12 protein-coding genes are annotated in these 21,112 nt (G+C 74.0%); 3 read left to right on the top strand and 9 right to left on the bottom strand.

All coding sequences use genetic code 11. From position 1 onward, the window contains the following. Positions 1-41: 41 nt before the first annotated feature. Complete coding sequence (locus tag ACWCV9_RS22015) at positions 42-7,826, bottom strand: type I polyketide synthase (RefSeq protein WP_450788819.1); 7,785 nt, start codon at positions 7,824-7,826, stop codon at positions 42-44. 393 nt (positions 7,827-8,219) lie between these two features. Here ACWCV9_RS22015 and ACWCV9_RS22010 point away from each other — a divergent pair, with 393 nt between their 5' ends. Then, positions 8,220-9,047, top strand: coding sequence for a methyltransferase domain-containing protein (locus ACWCV9_RS22010; protein ID WP_450788817.1), 828 nt, complete (start codon positions 8,220-8,222; stop codon positions 9,045-9,047). Positions 9,048-9,059: 12 nt separating this feature from the next. Here the strand turns inward: ACWCV9_RS22010 and ACWCV9_RS22005 are convergent, their stop codons facing one another. From ACWCV9_RS22005 to nadC, 5 genes are all read right to left on the bottom strand, one after another. Next, the gene (locus tag ACWCV9_RS22005) at positions 9,060-9,479 is read right to left on the bottom strand and encodes a MarR family winged helix-turn-helix transcriptional regulator (RefSeq protein ID WP_450788816.1); all 420 of its coding nucleotides are present in this window, start codon (positions 9,477-9,479) and stop codon (positions 9,060-9,062) included. Between the two features lie 39 nt (positions 9,480-9,518). After that, positions 9,519-10,526, bottom strand: coding sequence for a 3-deoxy-7-phosphoheptulonate synthase (locus ACWCV9_RS22000; protein WP_450788814.1), 1,008 nt, complete (start codon positions 10,524-10,526; stop codon positions 9,519-9,521). Between the two features lie 205 nt (positions 10,527-10,731). Further along, positions 10,732-12,963 (bottom strand): anthranilate synthase component I, encoded by a 2,232-nt coding sequence (locus ACWCV9_RS21995; RefSeq protein WP_450788812.1) that lies wholly within the window; start codon positions 12,961-12,963, stop codon positions 10,732-10,734. Positions 12,964-13,048: 85 nt separating this feature from the next. After that, the gene (locus tag ACWCV9_RS21990; protein WP_450788810.1) at positions 13,049-14,677 is read right to left on the bottom strand and encodes an AMP-binding protein; all 1,629 of its coding nucleotides are present in this window, start codon (positions 14,675-14,677) and stop codon (positions 13,049-13,051) included. A gap of 201 nt (positions 14,678-14,878) precedes the next feature. Beyond that, positions 14,879-15,802 carry a carboxylating nicotinate-nucleotide diphosphorylase gene (gene nadC / locus ACWCV9_RS21985; RefSeq protein WP_450788808.1) on the bottom strand — a complete coding sequence of 308 codons (924 nt, stop codon included), beginning with the start codon at positions 15,800-15,802 and terminating at the stop codon, positions 14,879-14,881. Between the two features lie 319 nt (positions 15,803-16,121). Here nadC and ACWCV9_RS21980 point away from each other — a divergent pair, with 319 nt between their 5' ends. Both ACWCV9_RS21980 and ACWCV9_RS21975 read left to right on the top strand, forming a co-directional pair. Then, positions 16,122-17,192 (top strand): LLM class flavin-dependent oxidoreductase, encoded by a 1,071-nt coding sequence (locus tag ACWCV9_RS21980; protein ID WP_450788807.1) that lies wholly within the window; start codon positions 16,122-16,124, stop codon positions 17,190-17,192. 78 nt (positions 17,193-17,270) lie between these two features. Next, complete coding sequence (locus ACWCV9_RS21975) at positions 17,271-17,762, top strand: flavin reductase family protein (RefSeq protein ID WP_450788806.1); 492 nt, start codon at positions 17,271-17,273, stop codon at positions 17,760-17,762. Between the two features lie 29 nt (positions 17,763-17,791). On the opposite strand, the gene ACWCV9_RS21970 is transcribed toward ACWCV9_RS21975, so the two are convergent. The 3 genes from ACWCV9_RS21970 to ACWCV9_RS21960 form a co-directional block, all read right to left on the bottom strand. Continuing rightward, positions 17,792-18,793 (bottom strand): LysR family transcriptional regulator, encoded by a 1,002-nt coding sequence (locus ACWCV9_RS21970; RefSeq protein ID WP_450788804.1) that lies wholly within the window; start codon positions 18,791-18,793, stop codon positions 17,792-17,794. A gap of 353 nt (positions 18,794-19,146) precedes the next feature. Then, the gene (locus ACWCV9_RS21965) at positions 19,147-19,782 is read right to left on the bottom strand and encodes a mycothiol-dependent nitroreductase Rv2466c family protein (protein WP_450788803.1); all 636 of its coding nucleotides are present in this window, start codon (positions 19,780-19,782) and stop codon (positions 19,147-19,149) included. 44 nt (positions 19,783-19,826) lie between these two features. Then, positions 19,827-21,044: an MFS transporter gene (locus ACWCV9_RS21960; protein ID WP_450788802.1), complete on the bottom strand. Its 1,218-nt coding sequence runs from the start codon at positions 21,042-21,044 to the stop codon at positions 19,827-19,829. Positions 21,045-21,112 lie beyond the last annotated feature (68 nt).

Raw genomic sequence — 21,112 nt, 5'->3', positions numbered from 1 at the left:
CTGATCGGTTGCCTTGGAACGACGTTCTTCGCGGTGCGTTGCTACTCTTCGCCGAGCATGAGCCGCACCAGATCGTCGGCGTCCATCTCGTTGATCCGCTGCTCTGCTGCCATCAGTTCCTGCGCGCGTTCCCGCGCCCTTTCGTCTTCCGGTTCCGCTTCCGGCTCGCGGGTCTCCGTACCGTCCGCGAGCGCCGTTTCCAGCAGGAAATCCACCAGTTTCCCGAGCGAGGGCCGGTCGAAGATCACCGTGACCGGCAGCCGCAGACCGGTGTCCTCCTGGAGCCGGTTGCGCAGCTCCACCGCGATCACCGAGTCGACGCCCAGCTCCTTGAACGGCTGGCGGTCGCCGATCGCGTCCGGGTCGGCGTACCCGAGGACGCTCGCCACCTGGGCGCGGACCACCCGGGAGGCCTCCTCCCGGCGCCGCCCCGGTTCCAGCTCCGCGAGCCGCCGCGCCCAGGCCCCGGCCTCGCCGCCGGCCCCTTCCGGATCCGCCGGCTCCGACTGCCGTACCACCTCCCGGACTTCGGGCACCTCGTCGAAGAACCGGCTCGGGCTCTTGGCGGTGAACGCCGCGTGGAACGACGTCCAGTCCACGTCGGCGACGACCGGCGCGGCCGCGTCGTCGTCCAGACACCGTGCCAGCGCCCCGATCGCCCGCTCCGGGTCCAGCAGCCGTATCCCGCGCCGGACGATGGCCGCGTCCATGCCGTCGCGGGCCATCATCCCGTCGCCGGCCCAGGGACCCCAGATCACCGAGGTGGCGGGCAGCCCCTGGGCCCTGCGGTACTCCGCGAGGGCGTCCTGGTAGGCGTTGGCCGCCGCGTAGCCGCCGTTGCCCGCGCTGCCCCACATCCCGGAGACGGACGAGAACAGTACGAACGCGTCCAGGTCCCGGGTGAGTTCGTGCAGATGCAGCGCGCCCTCGGCCTTGGCCCGGACCACCTCCGCGAAGCGCTGCGGGGTGAGCGCGTCCAGCGGGACGTTCTCGATCAGACCGGCCGTGTGGACGACCGCCCGCACCGGGTGGCCCTCCGCCTCCAACTCGGCCAGCAGCCCGGCCAGCGCCGCCCGGTCGGCGACGTCGCAGGCGCGGACCGTGACCCGGGTGCCGAGCGCGGTCAGGTCCCGGGTCAGCGCGTCGGCCCCCGGTGCCGCGGGTCCGCCGCGGCTGACCAGCACCAGATGCTCCGCGCCCTGCCCGGCCAGCCAGCGCGCGGCGTGCGCGCCGAGCGCGCCGGTGCCGCCCGTGACGAGCGTGGTGCCCCGCGGTGTCCAGGACGGCCCGGTACCGCCGTCCCGCCGCGGCGCGCGGACCAGCCGGCGCACGAACACCCCGGCGTCGCGGACCGCGACCTGGTTCTCGCCGTCGCCCGCACCGGCCAGCACCGCGGGCAGCAGCCCGAGCACCGCGCCGTCCGGCTCGTCCGGCAGATCCACCAGCCCGCCCCAGCGCTCCGGCCACTCCACCGCGGCGACCCGGCCGAGGCCCCAGACCGCGGCCTGCGCCGGTGCGGTCACCCGGTCACCGGCACCGACCGCCACGGCGCCCTGCGTCACACACCACAGCCGTGCGTCCGTCCCGGCGTCGGCGAGCGCCTGGACCAGCGTCAGGGCCTCGCTCCCGGACTCCGCGAGACGGTCCGGCGAGACCGGAGCCGGCAGCCACAGCACCCCGGCCGACGGCGCCCCGGCGCGCAGCCGCTGCGCCAGCTCGGCCCGCCCGAGACCCGCGGGCACCGCCAGCACGGCCGCGTCGGCGCCGGCGCGGGTGAGGGCGTCCAGCAGGGCCGGCACCGGCCGCCGGTCCGGCGTGTCCGCCGCGGCATCAGAGGCCTCCGGTACGACCACCAGCCACCGGCCGGACAGGGTGCCCAGCGGCGCCCGCGGCAGCGGCTGCCAGGAGATCCGGTACCGCCAGGAGTCCACCAGCTCCCGCTCGTCCTGCCGCCGGCGCCAGTCGGCCAGGGCCGGCAGCAGCGCCCGCAGGGCGGCCACCTCCGCGATGCCCGTCTCGGCGGCCAGCGCCTCCGCGTCCCCGCGCTCCACCACGTCCCAGAACCGGCGGTCCGCCGCGCTCTCCGGTGCCGGGGCGGCCTCCGGAGCAGGCGCCGTCAGCCAGTACCGCTCGTGCTGGAAGGCGTAGGTGGGCAGGTCCGTCCGGGTCGCGCCGGAACCGGCGAACACCGCCGCCCAGTCCACCGGCGCCCCCAGCGTGTACGCCTGCGCCAGCGAGGTCAGGAACCTCCGCGGCCCGCCCTCCCCGCGGCGCAGCGAGCCGACGACCGCACCGGACCCGCCGAGCGCGTCGATCGCCTCCTGGGCGCCCACGCTCAGTACGGGGTGCGGGCTGATCTCGAACAGCAGGGTGTGCCCCCGCTTGAGGACCGTGCCCATGGCCCGCTCGAACTGCACCGGTTCGCGCAGGTTGCGGTACCAGTACCCGGCGTCCAGCTCGCGCGTGTCCAGCAGCTCCCCGGTCACCGTCGAGTAGAACGGCACCTCGCCCGCGCGCGGCTCGATCCCGTCGAGCGCCTCCAGCAGGCGTTCCCGGATGGCCTCGACCTGGGCCGAGTGCGCCGCGTAGCTCACCGGGATCCGCTTGGCCCGCACGTCCCGGGCGGTGCACACGGCGACCAGCTCCTCCAGCGCCGCGGGCTCACCCGAGACCACCACCGAGGAGGGCCCGTTGACCACCGCGAGGTCCAGGCGCTCGTCCCAGCAGGGCAGGGCGCGCACCCCCTCCGCCGACAGTGCCACCGAGACCATCCCGCCGAGGCCGGAGATCGCGGTCAGCGCCTGGCTGCGCAGGGCCACGATCCGGGCCGCGTCCGGCAGCGAGAGTCCGCCCGCGACACAGGCCGCCGCGATCTCGCCCTGGCTGTGTCCGACCACCGCGGTCGGCCGCACGCCGTACGACTCCCACAGCCGCGCCAGCGACACCATCATCGCGAACAGCACCGGCTGTACGACGTCGACCCGGTCCAGACCCGGCGCGCCCGGCACCTCGCGCAGCACGTCCAGCAGCGACCAGTCGGTGACGGCGTCGAGCGCCGCCGCGCACTCGTGCATCCGCTCCCGGAACACCGGGGAGGAGTCCAGCAGTTCCACCGCCATGCCCGCCCACTGCGCACCCTGGCCCGGGAAGACGAACACCCGCTCCGCGTCGCCGGCGGCCCGGCCCTGGACGACCGTCTCCGCCGGGGCGTTGCGCGCCAGCGTGTCCAGGGCGGCCTCCAGCGCGGGCCGGTCGTCGCCGATCAGCACGGCGCGGTGCGCGAAGGCGGCCCGGGTGGTGGCCAGGGAGAGGCCCACGTCGGCGGCGCCGGGTGCGGTCCGCCCGTCGAGATGGGCGCGCAGGGCGGCCGCCTGCGCGCGCAGCGCCTGCGGGGTCTTCGCGGACAGCGGCCACAGCACCGGGCCGGCCGGGGCGTCCACGGCCTCCGTGGGCGCCTCGGGGTCCGGCAGCGCCGCGGCAGCCGGGTGGTCCTCGGGCGCCTCCTCCAGGATGGCGTGGACGTTGGTGCCGCTGATCCCGAACGAGGAGATGCCCGCCCGGCGCGGCCGGGTGCCGCGCGGCCAGGGCACCGTGTCGGTGAGCAGCGCCACCGCGCCCGCGGACCAGTCGACATGCGGGGTCGGCGCGTCGATGTGCAGGCTGGCGGGCAGCCGCCCGTGGTGCAGCGCCATCACCATCTTGATCACCCCGGCGATGCCCGCGGCGGCCTGGGTGTGCCCGATGTTGGACTTCACCGAGCCCAGCCACAGCGGCTGGTCACCGGCGCGGTCCCGGCCGTACGTGGCCACCAGCGCCTGCGCCTCGATCGGGTCGCCGAGCCGGGTGCCCGTGCCGTGCGCCTCGACCACGTCGACGTCCCGCGGGGTCAGCCGGGCGTTCGCCAGCGCCTGCCGGATCACCCGCTCCTGCGACGGCCCGTTCGGGGCGGTCAGACCGTTGCTGGCGCCGTCCTGGTTGACCGCCGAGCCGCGCAGCAGCGCGAGCACCCGGTGCCCCTGGCGCCGGGCGTCCGACAGCCGCTCCAGCACCACCATGCCGACGCCCTCGCTCCAGCCGGTGCCGTCGGCCGCGGCGGCGAACGGCTTGCAGCGGCCGTCCGGCGCCAGCCCGCGCTGCTGGGCGAACTCCACGAACATGCCCGGCGTCGCCAGCACCGTCACCCCGCCGGCCAGCGCCATGGTGCACTCGCCCTGTTGCAGGGCGCGGCTCGCCATGTGCAGCGCGGTCAGGGAGGAGGAGCAGGCGGTGTCCACGGTGACCGCGGGACCCTCCAGGCCGAGGCTGTAGGCCACCCGCCCGGAGATGACGCTGGCCGTGGTGCCGGTCAGCACATAGCCCTGCCCGCCCTCGGCCGGCTCGCCCAGCCGGGGGCCGTAGTCCTGCGCGGTCGCGCCCGCGAACACCCCGACCCGGGTGCCGCGCAGCGCGGTGGGGTCGACCCCCGCCCGCTCCAGCGCCTCCCACGCCGTCTCCAGCAGCAGCCGCTGCTGCGGATCCATGGCGAGTGCTTCCCGCGGGCTGATCCCGAAGAAGCCCGCGTCGAACGCGGCCGCGTCGTAGAGGAACCCGCCCTCCCGGGCGTAGCGGACGTCCGGGTTCTCCGGGTCGTGCAGTTCGGTGCGGGGCCAGCCGCGGTCGGTGGGGAAGCCGGAGATCGCGTCCTTGCCGGCGGCGACGAGCTGCCAGAGGTCCTCGGGCGAGCGCACCCCGCCGGGGAACCGGCAGCCCATGCCGACGATCGCGATGGGCTCGTCGTCCGCGGCCGCCGCCTGCGGGGTGTCGTCCGCCGGCTGCTCGCCCGTCGACCGGGCGCGCAGGAAGCGCACCAGCTCGTCCGGTGTCGGGTAGTTGTAGATGAGGGTGGGGGGCAGGTCGGTCAGACCGGTCGCCTCGGCCACCCGGTCCCGGAACTCGACCGCCGTCAGCGAGTCGAACCCCAGCTCCTTGAAGGTCCGTCCGGTGTCCACGGTGTCGGTCGAGAAGTGTCCGAGCACCGTCGCCACACTCGCCCGCACCAGCTCCGGCAGGTCCGCCGCCGGAGCGGTGCCCGCCGGGATCTGCCGGGGCGCGGTCGGGACATCGGCCGGTTCCCGGAGCGCCCGGTCCGGCGCGGCCGGGGCCTCGGCCGGGAGCGGCCCGGGGCCGCCCGCCGCGTCGAACCAGTACGACGCGCGCTGGAAGGCGTACGTGGGCAGGTCGACCCGTTCCTCGGCCCAGCCGGTGAGCGGCGTCCAGTCCACGGTCGCCCCGCGGACGAACGCCTCGGCCAGCGCCGCGACGACCGTGTGCTCCTCGGGCCGGCCGTCCCGCAGCAGGGGCGCGACCGAGGCGCCCGGCAGCCCGTCCTCGGCGGCCAGGCCTTCCCGGGTCATCGCGGTCAGCCCGCCGGGCCCCAGTTCCAGACAGCAGGTGACGCCCTCGGCGCGCAGCAGGCGGACGCCGTCGAGGTAGCGCACGCAGGCCCGGATGTGCCGGGCCCAGTAGTCGGGTGAGCCCAGCTCGGCGGCGGTGGCGATGCGGCCGGTGACGTCGGAGATCACCGGGATCCGCGGCGCGGAGTAGTCCAGCCCCGCGGCCACCTCGCGGAACTCGTCCAGCACGCCGTCCATGTGCGGCGAGTGGAAGGCATGGCTGACCCGCAGCCGCTTGGTCCTGCGGCCGTCGGCCGCGAACCGGGCGGCGACGGCCGTGGCGGCGTCCCGGTCGCCGGAGACGACCGTGGTCCGGGGGCCGTTGAGGGCGGCGATCGACACCAGCCGCTCGTCGTCGGGCAGTGCGGCCCGTACCTCCCGCTCGTCGGCCTCGATGGCGATCATCGCGCCGCCTTCGGTGGCCTGCTGCATCAGCCGTCCGCGCGCCGCGACCAGGGTGCAGGCGTCGGCGAGGGAGAACACCCCGGCGACATGCGCGGCGGCCAGCTCGCCGATGGAGTGGCCGAGGAGGACGTCGGGGCGCACCCCGCACCGCTCCACCAGCCGGAACAGCGCGACTTCCAGAGCGAACAGCGCGGCCTGGGTGTAGCGGGTCTCGTCGAGCAGCTCCGCCTCGGGCGTGCCTGGGTCGGCGAAGAGCAACTCCCGCAAGGGACGCGGCAGATGGGGGTCCAGTTCCGTGCACACCTCGTCCAGGGCGGCGGCGAACACCGGGACCGTGGCGTACAGCCGGCGTCCCATCCCGGGCCGCTGGCTGCCCTGCCCGCTGAACAGGAACGCCGTACGGCCCGCGCCCCGGGCCGTGCCGCGCACCACGTTCGGCGCGGGCACCCCGCGGGCGAGCGCCGCCAGGCCGTCCAGCAGCTCACCGGTGCCGTCGCCCAGCACGACGGCGCGTTCCTCGAACGCGGTGCGCCGGGCGGCGAGCGTGAACCCGACGCCGGCCGGGCTCAGTTCCGGGCGGCCGGCGACGTGCGTGTGCAGCCGCTCCGCCTGGGCGCGCACCGCGGCGGCCGAGCGCCCGGAGACCACCCACGGCAGCGGCGAGAAGGCCCCCGGCGTCCGCGCGGGCGCCGGCTCGGCCACCGGCACGGCCTCGGAGAGCACCACATGGCAGTTGGTGCCGCCCATGCCGAACGAGCTGACACCGGCCCGCAGCGGGGCCTCCTCGCGCGGCCAGCCGGTCAGCTCCGTCTGCACCCGCAGCCGCAGCTCCTCGAAGGGGATCCGCGGGTTGGGGGTACGGAAGTTGAGGCTCGGGGGCAGCTCCCGGCGGCTGATGCCGAGCGCCGTCTTGATGAGCCCGGCGACGCCGGCCGCGGCCTCCAGATGCCCGATGTTGGTCTTCACCGAGCCGACCAGCAGCGGTGCGTCCGACTCCCGCCCGGGGCAGAACACCGCGCCCAGCGCGGCCGACTCCAGCGGGTCGCCCTTCTTCGTCCCGGTGCCGTGCAGCTCGACGTAGCTCACCTCGGCCGGGTCGACACCGGCCCGCTGGTACGCCTCGCGCAGCACCTCCTCCTGCGCCCGGGCGCTGGGGACGGTGAGCCCCTCGCTCGCCCCGTCGTTGTTCATCGCCGTGCCGTCGATCACGCAGTAGATCCGGTCGCGGTCGGCGAGCGCGCGGGAGAGCGGCTTGAGGACGACCAGACCGGCGCCCTCGCCCCGCACATACCCGTTGGCGCGCGCGTCGAAGGTGAAGCAGCGGCCGTCCGGGGAGAGCCCGCCGAACGTCTCGGAGTGCCGGGTGCTCTCCGGCGCGAGGTTGAGGTTCACCCCGCCCGCGAGCGCCAGCTCCGCCTCGCCGCGCCGCAGACTCTCGCAGGCCAGGTGCACCGCGACCAGCGAGGACGACTGCCCGGTGTCCAGCGCCATGCTCGGCCCGCGCAGATCCAGGGTGTACGACACCCGGTTGGCGATGATGCTGCGGTGCAGGCCGGTCATGCTGTGCCGGCCGGTCGCGGCCGTGCCGTCGCGCCGCACCGCGGTGGCGTAGTCGTCCCACATGACGCCCACGAAGACACCGGTTCTGCTGCCGCTCAGCTCTGCCGGGACGACACCGGCGTCCTCCAGCGCCTCCCAGCTCAGTTCCAGCATCAGCCGCTGCTGCGGATCCATGGCGGCGGCTTCCCGGGGCGATATGCCGAAGAATTCCGGGTCGAACTGGTCGACCTGGTCCAGGAATGCACCGGCACCGGCATCGAGCCCACGTCCGGCCGGGGCCTGCGATACGGCGTCGGTGCCCTCGCGCAGCAGTGTCCAGAAGGCCTCGGGGTTCGGTGCGCCAGGGAATCGGCAGGACAGTCCGACAATGGCGACGGGTTCGCCGGTCACGCTGGTGCGGTCAGCTGCGAATGGCCGGGCGGTGCGCATGAATCTCCCGAAAGTCCGACGACCGAGAATTTGGCTGGAAGAGAGCGGAAGAAGGGACGGAGGAAGGGACCGGGATACCGGGCCGCGTCCTGGTGGTGCGCGGCCGCTCATGGTGGCGGAGGGTGTCCGTCCGCCGGTGCAGACTGCCTGATCGCATCAGGCACAGTCAGTAGACCCCGACGCTCCGTGGGCTGTCCAATAACATCGCCCATGGCATCGATAACCCGTCTTATGAGGGGCGTGTTCAACACGGTGGAAACGACTCGGAAATAGCGTGGAATAGAGACTCCAGGTGGGCCGAGTAGCGCGTTGACAAACGGAGTTCACTGTTTGTAGCGTCCGAGCGGCGGTGCGCGTGCACCGGTCGGGGAAATAAGGAAGGGCATATCAGGGATGGCCGAACAGCAAATTCCCACGGCGGCGGATGTCGGCAGCATGTACGACCAGTCGACGGACCTTCTCTCCGAAGTGATGGGGGGGAATATCCACCTCGGTTACTGGCACAGTGACGAGGACCACGCGTCGGTCGAGCAGGCCACCGACACCCTGACCGACATGGTCGCCGAGCGGCTGGGACTCTCCTCGGGCCTCAGGGTGCTGGACGTCGGCTGCGGCAGCGGCAAGCCCGCCGTCCGGATCGCCGGCCGGTGGGACGTACACGTCACCGGCATCACCATCAGCGCCCAGCAGGCGGAGACGGCCGCTGCCCGGCCCGAGGTCGGCGAGAACAGCGGCCAGGTGGCTTTCCAGCAGGGCGACGGCATGGCCCTGCCCTTCGGCGACGCGCAGTTCGACGGCGTCTACGCCATCGAGTCCTTCCTGCACATGTCCGACCGCGGCAAGGCCATCGCCGAGGCGGCGCGGGTGCTGCGCCCCGGGGGCACGCTGGTCACGGCCAACCCGTACCAGCAGGGTGAACTGGACGAGCGGGAGGCCGAGATCGTCGCGGCGAACCGCCGGCTCTTCCAGATCCCGCCGCTCGGTGACGCCGACACCTATGTCGCCCACATGGAGAACGCGGGCCTGAAGGTCGTCGAGGTGCTGGACATCGGCGAGAACGTGCGGCGCAGCCACACGCTGGCCGCGGCCGCCATCCGGCAGGCCACCGAGACCTTCGACGACGCGTTCACCGAGCAGCTCACCGAGGCCGCCGACATCATCGAGCGCTTCGGGGACCTGCCGCAGGTCGGCTACGGCATCATCGTCGCCCGCAAGCTCTGACGCACAGAGCGGTCAGGACAGGATCCGGCGCAGCAGATCCCGCAGCAGCGCCCGGTCCTGTTCCGGCAGCGCGGCCAGCGGTTCGCGGGCGAAGTCCAGCGAGGCGTGCACCTGCCCGGCGGTGGACCGGCCCGCGTCCGTGGCGACGACCAGCTTGACCCGGCGGTCGGCGGGGTCGGGCCGGCGCTGCACCAGACCGCGGGCCTCCAACCGGTCCACCAGCCCGGTCACATTGGACGGTTCGCACTTGAGCTGCTCGGCGATTCTGCGCATCGGCAGCGGGCCGTGCGACAGCAGGGCGAGCAACCGCGCCTGGGAGCCGGAGAGTCCGTGCACGGCCGCGGCCGCCTCGTACTCGCCGTAGAAACGGGACACCATCGTGCCGATGAGGTCGATGACCTCCAGGGTCAGCGGGGACCTGGCTAACGTCATTTCACCAGCTTAACCATGCAGGTGACGGACTGTCCGGAGTCAGTACAGTTCGGCCAACGCAAAGGCCAGATCCAGTGCCTGCTCAGGACCGAGGCGGGAACCGGCCAACTCCAGGCGCACTCCGCCCGGATGGCCGCCGAGGCCGCGGAGCACCTCGAAGAAGCCGCCGATCTCGTCCAGCACCCGGGCGGGCGTCCCGTCGGGCACCGGGTCGCACACCCACCCCACCGGGGCGCCGCTCGCGGTGGCCTTCGCCACCAGCCCGGGCAGCCGGTCGCGCACCGCCGTCGCGCCCATCCGGACGAGGAACGTCAGCCGTCCCGGCTCGCGCCCCGGATCGAGGCGGTCGATCAGCGCCGGCACCTCGTCGGCCGTCGTGGCCGGCCCCAGCCGCACCCCGAGCGGGTTGCGGATGCCCGCGGCGTACGACACCTGCGGGCCGTCGGGCCGACGGGTGCGCCCGTCGAGCCAGAGCAGATGCCCGGACAGACCGTACCGGCCGCCGCGCTCGGCGGTCCGGGTCAGCGCCCTCTCGTACGCCATGTCCCGCGCCTCGTGACCGGTGAAGAACTCCGCCCTGCGCAGTGCCTCCGGCGTCGCCCCGCAGGCCTCCATGAAGCGGATCGCCACGGCGATCCGCCGGGTCAGGCGGGTGTGCCGGGCACGCGCGGGGGAGCGCGCCACGAAGTCCTGGATCTCCCCGTGCACCCGCCGTACGTCGGTGTGGTGTCCGGCGGTGAGCCCGCGCAGCAGGTTCAGGGCCGCGGCCGTGGCCTGGTACGTCTCGCGCGCCGGTGCCCCGTCGCCGAGCGGTCCGACCACCTTCACGACCGGACGCGCACCCGCGTAGGACAGGACGACGGCCATCCGCAGCAGCGTCCCGAACGCCTCGGCGACCTGCCCGCCCGCGACGTCGTCCGCGGCCAGCAGGAACGCCTCGCCCCGCGCGACGGCGGCGAGCCGCGCCCGCAACCGGTCGCACTCACCGGGCAACAACAGCGGCGGACACCCCGTCAGCTCGGCGAGCGCGCCATCGACCCCACCCATCAGCCACCCCCCTCACCCACGCCACCGCGCAAGGGACCCGGCCCGGTGCCGGAGGACGTGCCGCCGAGGAGCGCCGGGTTCGTGCCCGGGCCCAGCGGCCCACCCGGCGGGCGTGCCGTGCTCGGCCGGGGTGCCGGGGGCGTGGTCGGGTGTCTTCCGGCGGGGGGACGGGTGGTTGTTGCTGTGCAGGGGCCGGGTGGGGTGGTCACGAGAGGGGTCCGGTCACCGAGGCGGCCGTGCGGCCGCGGGCGAGGGAGGTCACGGCGCCCGCGACCACCAGATGGCCGCTCCGGCCGCCCGCCGACATGATCGACTCGGGGTGGAACTGCACCGCGGCCAGCGGCCGTTCGCGGTGCTCGACCGCCATCACCACGCCGTCCCAGGTCTCCGCGGTCACCCGCAGCTCCGCCGGCATCTGCGCCGCGCTGGCGTACAGCGAGTGGTACCGGCCCACCGTGAACTCCCGGGGCAGCCCCGCCAGCAGCCGGCTGTCCTGCGCGGTCACCCGGACCCGGGACGACTTGCCGTGCACCGGCCGGTCCAGCACCCCGAGGGTGCCGCCGAAGTACTCGACGAGCCCTTGCAGTCCCAGGCAGACCCCGAACACCGGCAGGTCCAGCCGCTCCGCCTCGGCGAGCGTCGCGCCCAGCCCGAAGTCGGCGGGGCGGCCCGGCCCCGGCGAGAGCACCAGCAGATCGGGCCGTTCCCGCGCCAGCACCGGCAGATGCCCGGGGCTGCGGTACGTCGTCACGCTCGCGCCGGTCTGCCGCAGATAGTCCGCCAGGCAGTGCGCGAACGAGTCCCGGTGATCCACCATCAGGATCCGCAGCCCCTCGCCCGGCCGGTCCGGGCCCACGGTCAGCGGCCCCGGACCGGAGTGCGGCAACGGCACGGTGAGCACATCGAGCAGCGCCCGCGCCTTCAGCTCGGTCTCGGCCTCCTCCGCCTGCGGCGAGGAGTCGTACAGCAGGGTCGCCCCCGCCCGCACCGTCGCCACCCCGTCCCGCACCTGGATGGTGCGCAGCGTCAGCACCGTGTCCAGCGTGCCGTCGAAGGCGAGGCAGCCCACCGCGCCCGCGTACCAGCGGCGCGGCGAGCGCTCCACCCGCTCGATGAACTCGACCGCCGCCAGCTTGGGCGCCCCGGTGACGGTCACCGCCCACAGATGGGCGAGAAAGCCGTCCAGGGCGTCCCGGCCCGGTGCGAGCACCCCGCGCACCCGGTCCACGGTGTGGATGAGCGTCGCGTACGTCTCGATCCGCCGCCGCGCCGTGACCTGCACCGAACCCGGCACACAGACCCGCGCCTTGTCGTTGCGGTCGACATCCGTGCACATGGTCAGCTCCGACTCCTCCTTTGCGGAGCCGAGCAGTTCCCGCACGCGTTCGGCGTCCTCCAGGGCGTCGCGTCCCCGGCGGACGGTCCCGCTGATCGGCGCGGACTCCACCACCAGCCGGTCGCCGAGCCCGGCCGGATCGCCCTCGCGCCGTACCCGGACGAACATCTCCGGGGAGGCGCCGATCAGATACTCGCCCTGCCCGAGGTTGGCCAGCAGGCTGTGCGGAGCGGGGTTGGTCTCGCGCAGCCGTCTGAAGAGCACGGAGGGCGGCTCGGCGCAGGCTCGGCGGAACACCTGGCCGGGCACCACCTCGAACAGGTCGCCGGACCGGAACAGCTCCTTGGCCCGCTCGACCACCTCGGCGTACTCACCGGGCGCGTGGTCGCGCAGCCGGCCGGGGGAGCCGGGAGCGAACGGCACGGTCTCGGTGGTGCGCTCCAGCCCCTCGGTGCTCGTGCCCTCGGCGCTGAACTCGTAGACGTACCGCAGCGCCTCGTCCCGGCGCAGATCCAGCTCGTAGATCTCGTCCGGCAGATGCAGCACCAGGTCACGGTCGTCCGGGTCACGGACCTGGTGCAGCTCGACGGGCTCCACCTGGAACAGCAGGTCGTAGCCGAACGCGCCGTACAGGCCCAGCAGATGGTCGTCCGGTCCCGCCATGGCCGCGAGCAGCGCGCGCACCGCCTGGAACACCCCGGCGTGCACGGTACGGTCCTCCTCCGCGAAGACCCCGCCCGGCCCCGGCGCCCGTCCCACGACCTCGTCGGCGTCGGCCGACCACTCGGTCAGCACCGGCTCCAGCGCCGCCCGCAGCGCGGGAAGCAGCACCCGGCCCCGGGAGTTGAGCGCCCGGACGGCCACCCGGTCACCGCGCACGCTCACCTCGACCGGCGGATCGGCATAGCCGACGACCAGGTCGTCACCGCAGTACCGCAGCATGCCGCGCCGTTGGTCGAGCGTGTTCTCCAGCCGGGCGCGCGCGAGCCGGGCCGGACCGGCCGGCCGCACCGAGCGGTGCACGCCCACCCCGGCGGGCGTGGTCCAGCGTGCCGTGCGCCGGTCGGGCCATGGGGTGCCGACGGCGTCCGTCAGCGACATGTGAACTCACCTGCCTGAAAGAACCGGAAAAGATAAGGGGAGACGGCGCGCGGCCGGCGGACCGGATGCGCGGCTGCCGGGCCGGTCAGGGACGGTCCGCCGGCGCGCCCGCGCGCAGCACATGGCGCTGGAGCTTCCCGGTGGCGCCGATCGGCAGCGCGGCGACAAACTCCACGAGCCGCGGATACTTGTACGGGGCTATCTCCGACTTGACGAACTCCTGGATGTCCCGCGCGAGTTGCTCGCTCGGCTCGACCCCGGGCGCCGGCACCACGAAGCTCTTGACGACCGAGCCGCGCTCCGCGTCGGGCACGCCGACCACCCCGCAGTCGAGGACGGCCGGATGGCGCAGCACCGCCTGTTCGACCTCGGGGGCGGCCACGTTGTAGCCGGCGGTGACGATCATGTCGTCGGCGCGGGCCTGGTAACGGAAGTAGCCGTCGGCGTCGCGGACGTAGATGTCGCCGGTGATGTTCCAGCCGTCCTGCACCTGGGCGCGCTGCCGGTCGTCGCTGAGGTAGCGGCAGCCGGTCGGCCCCTGGACCGCGAGCCGACCCGGCACGCCGTCCGGCACCACGGCGCCGTGCTCGTCGATCACCCGGGCCCGGAAACCGGGCACCGGCCGCCCGGTGCAGCCCGGCCGGATGTCGTCGTCGGCGGCCGAGATGAAGACGTGCAGCATCTCCGTGGAGCCGATGCCCTCGATGATCCGATGACCGGTGGCCCGCTCGAAGGCGTGCCAGGTGTCGGCCGGCAGCGCCTCCCCGGCCGACACACAGCGCCGCAGGGACCGCAGATCGTAGGTGTCGATCCGGCGCAGCGCCGTCCGGTAGGCGGTGGGCGCGGTGAACAGCACGGTGACGCCGTGCCGGCCCACCGCGGTGAACAGCTCCTCCGGGGCGGCCTTCTCCAGCAGCAGCGCCGACGCGCCCGCGCGCAGCGGGAACACCAGCAGTCCGCCCAGGCCGAAGGTGAAGGCGAGCGGCGGGCTGCCACCGAACAGGTCGTCCGGCCGGGGCCGCAGCACCCGCGCCGAGAAGGTGTCCGCGATGGCCAGGACGTCGCGGTGGAAGTGCATCGTCGCCTTGGGCAGCCCGCTGGTGCCCGAGGTGAACGCGATCAGGGCGACGTCGTCCGCGGCCGTCGGCACCGCCGCGAACTGTGCGGGCTTGCTCTCGGCACGCCGGTTCAGCTCGCTCCCGGCGTCCCCGTACTCCATGACCCGCAGCCCCGGCAGCCCGGCCCGCTCCAGCTCGTCGGTGTAGCCGCTGTGGCACAGGGCGAGGCCGATGCGGGCCTTGGTGGCGATCTCGCGCAGCTCCGTGGCGCGCAGCAGCGCCATGGTCGTCACCGCCACCCCGCCCGCCTTCAGCACCGCCAGCCAACAGGCGGCAAGCCAGGGCGAGTTGGGCCCGCGCAGCAGTACGCGGTTGCCCGGCACCAGGCCCTGGTCCTCGGTCAGCACCCGGGCGATCCGGTCGACATGCTCCCGCAGCAGCCCGTACGACCAGACCTGGCCTGACCCGTCGCGCAGGGCGGGCCGCTGCGCGCCGAACCGGGCGATGGTCGCGTCCAGCAGCTCCTCCGCGCAGTTGAGCCGCCCGGGATAGTGCAGCTCCGGCAGGTCGAAGACCAGCTCGGGCCACTCCCGCCGCGGCGGCAGGCTGTCGCGGGGGAAGGTGTCCAGATGCGCGGACGGTGCCAGTGGTTGCAACGTCGCTCCTCCGTCAGGGGCCCCGCCGCGGAGACATGCCGTTTCTCTGTCTGGGCTCCACGTGCCGGGGCTTCCGGTGAGCCCATGCTGGGGGCGCACCGTCCCTTGCGCCCTGGCCGTGGCACCTTCCTGCACCTTCGGGCAGCGGGGTGGCCCTCGGCCGCCCCGGCGGAGTACAGGCCCGCGCGGAGGCGCCCCGGCTCAGTCGCGCAGCCGCAGCGCGATGTCGAGCGCCGGCGCGGAGTGGGTGAGCGAGCCCACCGAGAGGTAGTCGACGCCGGTCTCGGCGTAGGCGCGGGCGGTGTCCAGGGTGAGCCGGCCGGAGGACTCCAGCAGGGCACGGCCTGCGACGACGGCCACGGCCTCGGCGGTCGCGGCCGGGGTGAAGTTGTCCAGCAGGATCAGGTCGGCGCCCGCGTCGAGCACCTCGTGCACCTGCGGCAGGGTGTCCACCTCGACCTCGATCGCCAGCTCGGGAAAGCGCCGGCGCACGGCCCGGAACGCCTGGGCGACCCCGCCGGCCGCGACGACATGGTTGTCCTTGACCAGGGCCGCGTCGGACAGCGACATCCGGTGGTTGACGCCGCCGCCGCACCGCACCGCGTACTTCTCCAGCGCCCGCAGCCCCGCCGTGGTCTTGCGGGTGTCGCGGACCCTGGCCCGCGTACCGTCCAGGACGTCGGCCCAGCGGCGGGTCGCGGTCGCGATCCCGGACAGCCGGCACAGCAGGTTCAGCGCGCCGTTCCCGGCGGTGAGCAGCGCACGGGCGGGAGCGGTGACGCTCAGCAGCACCTGCCCGGCCTCGACCCGCGCTCCCTCCTCGGCCCGGCGCCGCACCGTGAACCCCTCGGCGCAGGCGACGGAGAGCACGGCCTCCACGACCCGCAGCCCCGCCACCACGCCGTCCTGCCGGGCGGTGAAGTCACCCACCAGGACGGCGCTTTCGGGCACCAGGATGGCCGTGGCCCGGTCCACCCCGGTGCCGGTCTCCTCCCCGACCACCCGGCGCGCGACCTCCTCGACGTGCTCGGGGACGAGACCGGACCGCGCGAGCAGCGCCGCGAGATCGGGGTCCAGCCCGCACGCGGGCCGGCGGTCGGTACAGGCGAGGACGGAAGTGTTCATGACCACCGCTTCGGAAGGACGCCGACGGGACGCCCCGACGTTACCGCCGGTCGGCACCAATTCCCTTGCCCTGTACACGAATTGGCGCGAAGGCGGGGGAGGGGACACGAGGGGGATCAGATCCCTTATCGAGGTGATAGCGCACCTTATTTGACGGCCCTCGCGGCCGGTTGCCACAGTTGCCTGGCTTGAGCGGCGGGTTCCGCGGTGCCTCGCGGACCCCTTCGGAGCCGATTGCCGCCGCACGGTGAGACCGCTGGGCCGCCTCGTCGCCTCACCCTCTGCCCACGACGGCACAACCTTCCCTCAGGAGAGTCCCGTGGACTTCGGTCTGAACTTTTTCCCGGTCTTCACACCTGATCACAAGCCCGCCTCGCAGTTCTACCGCGAGGCCATCGCGCTCAGTCAGATCGCGGAGGAGTACGGCTTCGACCACGTACAGACCGTGGAGCACTACGGCACCCCGTACGGCGGCTACAGCCCGGACCCGGTGACCCTGCTCTCCGCGATCGCCGCCCGCACCAAGACCATCCGGGTCGCCACCGGCGCGGTCATCCCGGCCTTCTCCCACCCCCTCCAGCTCGCCAGCAAGCTCGCGATGCTCGACAACATCTCCGAGGGGCGCCTGGACGTCGGCTTCGGCCGGGCCTGGCTGCCGCAGGAGTTCGAGTGGCTGGGCGTGTCCATCGACGAAAGCCGCCGCCGCTTCAGCGAGGGCATCGAGGCCTGCCGCCGGCTGTGGACCGAGGAGAACGTCGTCTTCGAGGGCGAGTTCCACTCCTTCGGACCGGTCACGCTGTCGCCCCGCCCGTACCAGCAGTCCGGCCCCCCGGTGTTCGTGGCCTCCGCCTCCAGCCCCGAGTCCTGCGCCGCGGCCGGCCAGGCCGGCTACCACCTCCAGATCGTGCCGACGATCGTCAGCCCCGAGACCGTGGTGGAGATGCTCACCGCCTACCGCAAGGCCTGGGCGGACGCCGGCCACCGGGCGGGCGCGGCGCGCATCCAGCTCAAGTACAACTGCTACCTCTCCGACGACCGCGACGAGGCGCTCCGCCGCGGCGAGGAGATGGAGAACAACCACGTCGTGCTGATGTCGCAGGCCGCCGAGGGCTGGCTGCGCAAGAGCTCGGACCAGTACAAGGGGTACGACAAGCTCGTCGACAAGGCGCGCGAGTACGACTTCGGCAAGGCGCTCAGCGACGGCCGGATCCTGGCCGGCAACACGGACGACGTGGTGCGCCAGCTGGACACCACCCGGGAGAAGTACGGCGACGACCTGTGCGTCAGCATCCAGGTCAACTCCGGCTACACCGACTTCCGGGAGTCGGAGCGGACGCTGCGCCTGTTCGCCGAGCAGGTGGCCCCCCGGTTCCGCCCCGCCGCTCGCTGACCGCCCCCGAAGAAGCCGCCGGGCCGCCAGGGGCTCATCCCGTCGACGAATGCGAGGTGGACCGTGCTGGAGGCGCGGATGTCCGCGGTGGAACCCGAGACGTTCCGCGACGCGATGAGCAGCCTGGCGTCCGGCGTCGCCGTGGTGACCGCCGCCGACCGCGAGGGCGGCCCGTGCGGACTGCTGGTGTCCTCGCTGTGCTCCTACAGCGCGTCGCCGCCGTCGGTGCTGCTGGCGGTCGACCGGCGGTCACGCTCCTACACACCGCTGCTCGCGGCCGAGGAGTTCGGCGTCCATCTGCTGCACGCCGGACAGGGCGCGGCCGCGGCGGCCTTCGCGAGCCGCGCCGACCACAAGTTCGCCGGGCAGCAGTGGTCCTGGGACGGACCGGTGCCCCGGCTGGCCGACGCGCTGGTGTACCTGCGCTGCCTGCGGGCCCGGGTGGTCGAGCACGGCGACCACGCGGTCCTGATCGGGGACGTGACCCGCTGCGAGGCCGCGCCGGGCGAACCGCTCGTCTACTTCCGGCGCGCCCTCGACTGGCGGCTGACCGCCCCCGACCGCCCCTGATGCCCGGCCGGGTGCGCCGGTCCGGCGCGTCAGTTCCAGCCGCGGCCGCAGGCGAGGAGCCTGCTCTGGGCGGCGGCGACCTGCGGACGGGACACCGCGTCCCCCTCGCGGGTCGCCAGATACATGGTGGTGATCGGCGGTATCTCCGGGGCGAGCAGCGGGACGAGCGTGCCGCGGGCGAAGTCGTCGGCGCACAGGTACGTCGGGACCACGGCGATGCCGATCGACGCCCGGAGCGCGGCCAGCACCGCCCGGTGGTCCGGCACCACCACATCGGGCGCGCTGGGCGCCGGCCGGTGGAAGACCGACCACCAGTAGTGGTCGATCAGCGGCACGGACTCGGCGTAGGCGACCAGCGGCCGGTCGGCCAGCACCTCCGGCGCACCGCCGGCCACCAGCTCGGGCCGCAGCACGCGGGCCAGCTCGGGCGAGGCGACCAGGCTGCACTCCTCGTCGTACAGCGGCAGTGCGGTGATACCCGTCAGCCGGGGCCGGACCCGGACGACGACGACATCGAGTTCACCCGCGGCCAGCTGGGGCAGCAGGGCGTCGGACAGGGCGAGGGTGGTGCGCAGCTGGAGGCCGTCCCCGAGCATGTCGGCGAGGGCGGGCAGGATCCGCTCGCCGATCAGGTCGCTGGGCGCGCCCAGCCGCACCGGGCGGGCCGGACCGTCGGTGCCGAAGTAGCGCTGGAGCACGAAGTCCAGGGCGTCGACCGCGCCTTCGGCGTCCCTGGCCAGCGACTCGGCGGCCGGGGTGGGCCGGGAGCCGGTGGCGTGCCGGACGAACAGCGGCACGCCCACCCGTTCCTCGAGCATCCGGATCTGCTGGGTGACGGCGGGCTGGGAGATGCGCAGCCGCTGGGCGGCCTTGCCGAAGGAGCCGGTGCGGTAGACCTCGACGAAGGTCCGTAACAGGGCCGGGTTCAGCGGCCCGGTCTCCTCTTTGCAGGCCGCGGCCGCCGCGTGGCGGTGTGTGTGCGGCTCCGGGGCGCGGCGGCGGTCCGTGGTCGTGACGCGTGCTGAGGGCATGTGGAACTCCCTGTGTTCAGCCGGGCGGACGGTGGGGGGTGAGTACCGGGGGCCACACGGCCCCAGGGGCTGCTACGGCATCGGACCGGTGCCCGGCGCGCGGTCGGACCGTGGAGCCGGGCGCATCAGGTGATCCGCGGGGCGGCGGCGCCGGTCCGCTCCGCGACGGGTGGTCCGGCGGCCGGCCGGCCGGAGGTCGTGACGGTCATGCGCCCCTCCCTGGGATCGTCAAGTGCTTAACGAACCCACTGTGCGTGCTGAGGGCGCGAGGACAGCGACGGGCGGCAGCTTGTTGCCGTTCCCGGGGGAACATGGCAAGAAGCTGCCGCCTACAGGCGAAATGCCGTCCCGGGTCAGTCGAAGACCGGCCCGGTCTCCCGGCTCCGCTTGATCTCGTAGAAGCCGGGCGTCGAGGCGACCAGCAGGGTTCCGTCCCACAGCCGGGCCGCCGCCTCGCCCTTGGGCGCCGGGGTGACCACCGGCCCGAAGAACGCGATGCGTCCGCCGTCCGCGCCGGGCAGCGCGATCACCGGGGTGCCCACCTCCTCGCCCACCAGCTCGATGCCCTCCCGGTGGGAGGCGCGCAGCGCCGCGTCGAAGGCGTCGGTGTCCGCGGCGTCCGCCAGCCGCTCGGGCAGCCCCGCCTCCGCCAGCGCGGCGGTCAGGGTGGCCCGGTCCCGCGGCAGCCCCTGCGGGTGCAGCCGGGTGCCCAGCGCGGTGTACAGCGGGCCCAGGGCCTCGGCGCCGAACTCCCGCTCGGCGGCGGTGCACACGCGCACCGGGCCCCAGCCGGTGCGGACGATCTCCCGGTAGCGCTCCGGGAGATCGTCGAGCCGGTGCTCGTTGAGCACCGACAGGCTCATCACATGCCAGCGCACCCGCACCGGCCGCTGTCTCTCCACCTCCAGCATCCAGCGGGACGTCATCCACGCCCAGGGGCAGATGGGGTCGAACCAGAAATCCACTGCGGTCGCGCCGCTGTCCGGCATGGCCGAACTCCTTTCCTCGGCCGGCTGCCAGCCGGTCCGGTCCTTCAGGCCGCCGCCCGCGGCCGGGTCGCCACGGTGACCGTGATGCTGAGGGCGGCGAGCAGGCTGATGATGACGGCGAAGACGAGGGCCGAGGTGAGCAGCGGCAGTTCCATGACCATCACCCCGATGCCGAGCACGGGCACGGTCAGGCCCAGATAGGCCGAGGCGAAGTAGCTGGAGACGACCTGGCCGACCCGGTCCGGCGGTGCCTGGTGGGACACCATGGCGAGGCCCGCGCGGAAGGCGAGCCCGCTGCCCGCGCCGCCGATCACCGACCCGACCAGGAAGAGCGCCAGCGAGCTGGCCGGCAGCGCGGCCACGAACAGGCCGAGCCCGACCGGCACCGCCACCATGCCGGCCACCGAGCCCACCCGGGGCGCCAGCCGGGCGCCCACCAGCTGTGCGGCCGCCGCGGAGCCGAACGCGCAGAACGCGACGACGCCCACCATCAGATGGCTGGTGATGTGCAGACCGCTGACCAGGAACTTGCCCGCGAGCGCCGCGAGCAGGCCGAGCAGGGCGAAGGAGCCGAAGACCGCGACCGCCATCGCGGTGAACACCGTCCGCATCTGCGCCGGAACCCCGAGCCGCTGCGGCCGGAAGCGCGCCGGCCCCTCCCGGCGTACCGTCTCGGGCATCAGCAGCAGCCCGAGCCCGGGCAGCAGCAGGGCACCCAGCACCAGGTACGACAGCGTCAGCGGAGCGGACACGTACTGCACCAGCACGCCGGACAGCAGCGCCCCCGTCCCCAGGCCCAGCATATTGGCGACCGAGGAGGTCAGCGCGGCCCGGCCGCGGTCCTGGAACAGCTCGCCGAGATAGGCGGTGGCCGCGCCGTTGGCCAGCCCCACCGACAGGCCGGTCAGCAGCCGGCCGGCGATGATGCCGGGCAGGGTGTGGAAGCCGGCGAACACCGCACAGCTGGCCAGGGCGAGACAGACCGCCGGGACGATCGTCGCCCGCCGCCCGATCTGGTCGGACAACGAGCCGAAGAGCATCAGGGCACACAGCGCGCCGACCGCGAAGGCGGCGAACACGGCCGAGACCACGACCGGGGTGAGAGCGAGCCGCTGGGCGTACAGCGAGTACATCGGGGTGGGCACCGTCCCCCCGAGCAGTAGCGTGAACACGATGTAGGTGACCGTCCGGACCGCCGCCGTCCGGCGTTCGGGCCGGGCGGGTGTGCTGGCCGCCGGCATGTGCAGCCTGGGTGTCGGCATGAGCTGTTCTTTCTTTGACTGACGTACCGGAAGAGGTGACCCGGGCGTGCCGTCGGGGGGGATCGGCA

The organism is Streptomyces sp. NPDC001606 (assembly GCF_053596835.1).
Note: the sequence above shows the minus strand (reverse complement) of the source record. Positions and strands in the feature narration are given on the sequence as shown.

Coding starts and splice junctions, on each gene's coding strand:
- ACWCV9_RS22015 (WP_450788819.1), bottom strand. CDS start 7,826: ATGCGCACCGCCCGGCCATTCGCAGCTGACCGCACCAGCGTGACCGGC.
- ACWCV9_RS21970 (WP_450788804.1), bottom strand. CDS start 18,793: ATGCCCTCAGCACGCGTCACGACCACGGACCGCCGCCGCGCCCCGGAG.
- nadC (WP_450788808.1), bottom strand. CDS start 15,802: ATGAACACTTCCGTCCTCGCCTGTACCGACCGCCGGCCCGCGTGCGGG.
- ACWCV9_RS22010 (WP_450788817.1), top strand. CDS start 8,220: ATGGCCGAACAGCAAATTCCCACGGCGGCGGATGTCGGCAGCATGTAC.
- ACWCV9_RS21975 (WP_450788806.1), top strand. CDS start 17,271: ATGTCCGCGGTGGAACCCGAGACGTTCCGCGACGCGATGAGCAGCCTG.
- ACWCV9_RS21965 (WP_450788803.1), bottom strand. CDS start 19,782: ATGCCGGACAGCGGCGCGACCGCAGTGGATTTCTGGTTCGACCCCATC.
- ACWCV9_RS21995 (WP_450788812.1), bottom strand. CDS start 12,963: ATGTCGCTGACGGACGCCGTCGGCACCCCATGGCCCGACCGGCGCACG.
- ACWCV9_RS21960 (WP_450788802.1), bottom strand. CDS start 21,044: ATGCCGACACCCAGGCTGCACATGCCGGCGGCCAGCACACCCGCCCGG.
- ACWCV9_RS22005 (WP_450788816.1), bottom strand. CDS start 9,479: ATGACGTTAGCCAGGTCCCCGCTGACCCTGGAGGTCATCGACCTCATC.
- ACWCV9_RS22000 (WP_450788814.1), bottom strand. CDS start 10,526: ATGGGTGGGGTCGATGGCGCGCTCGCCGAGCTGACGGGGTGTCCGCCG.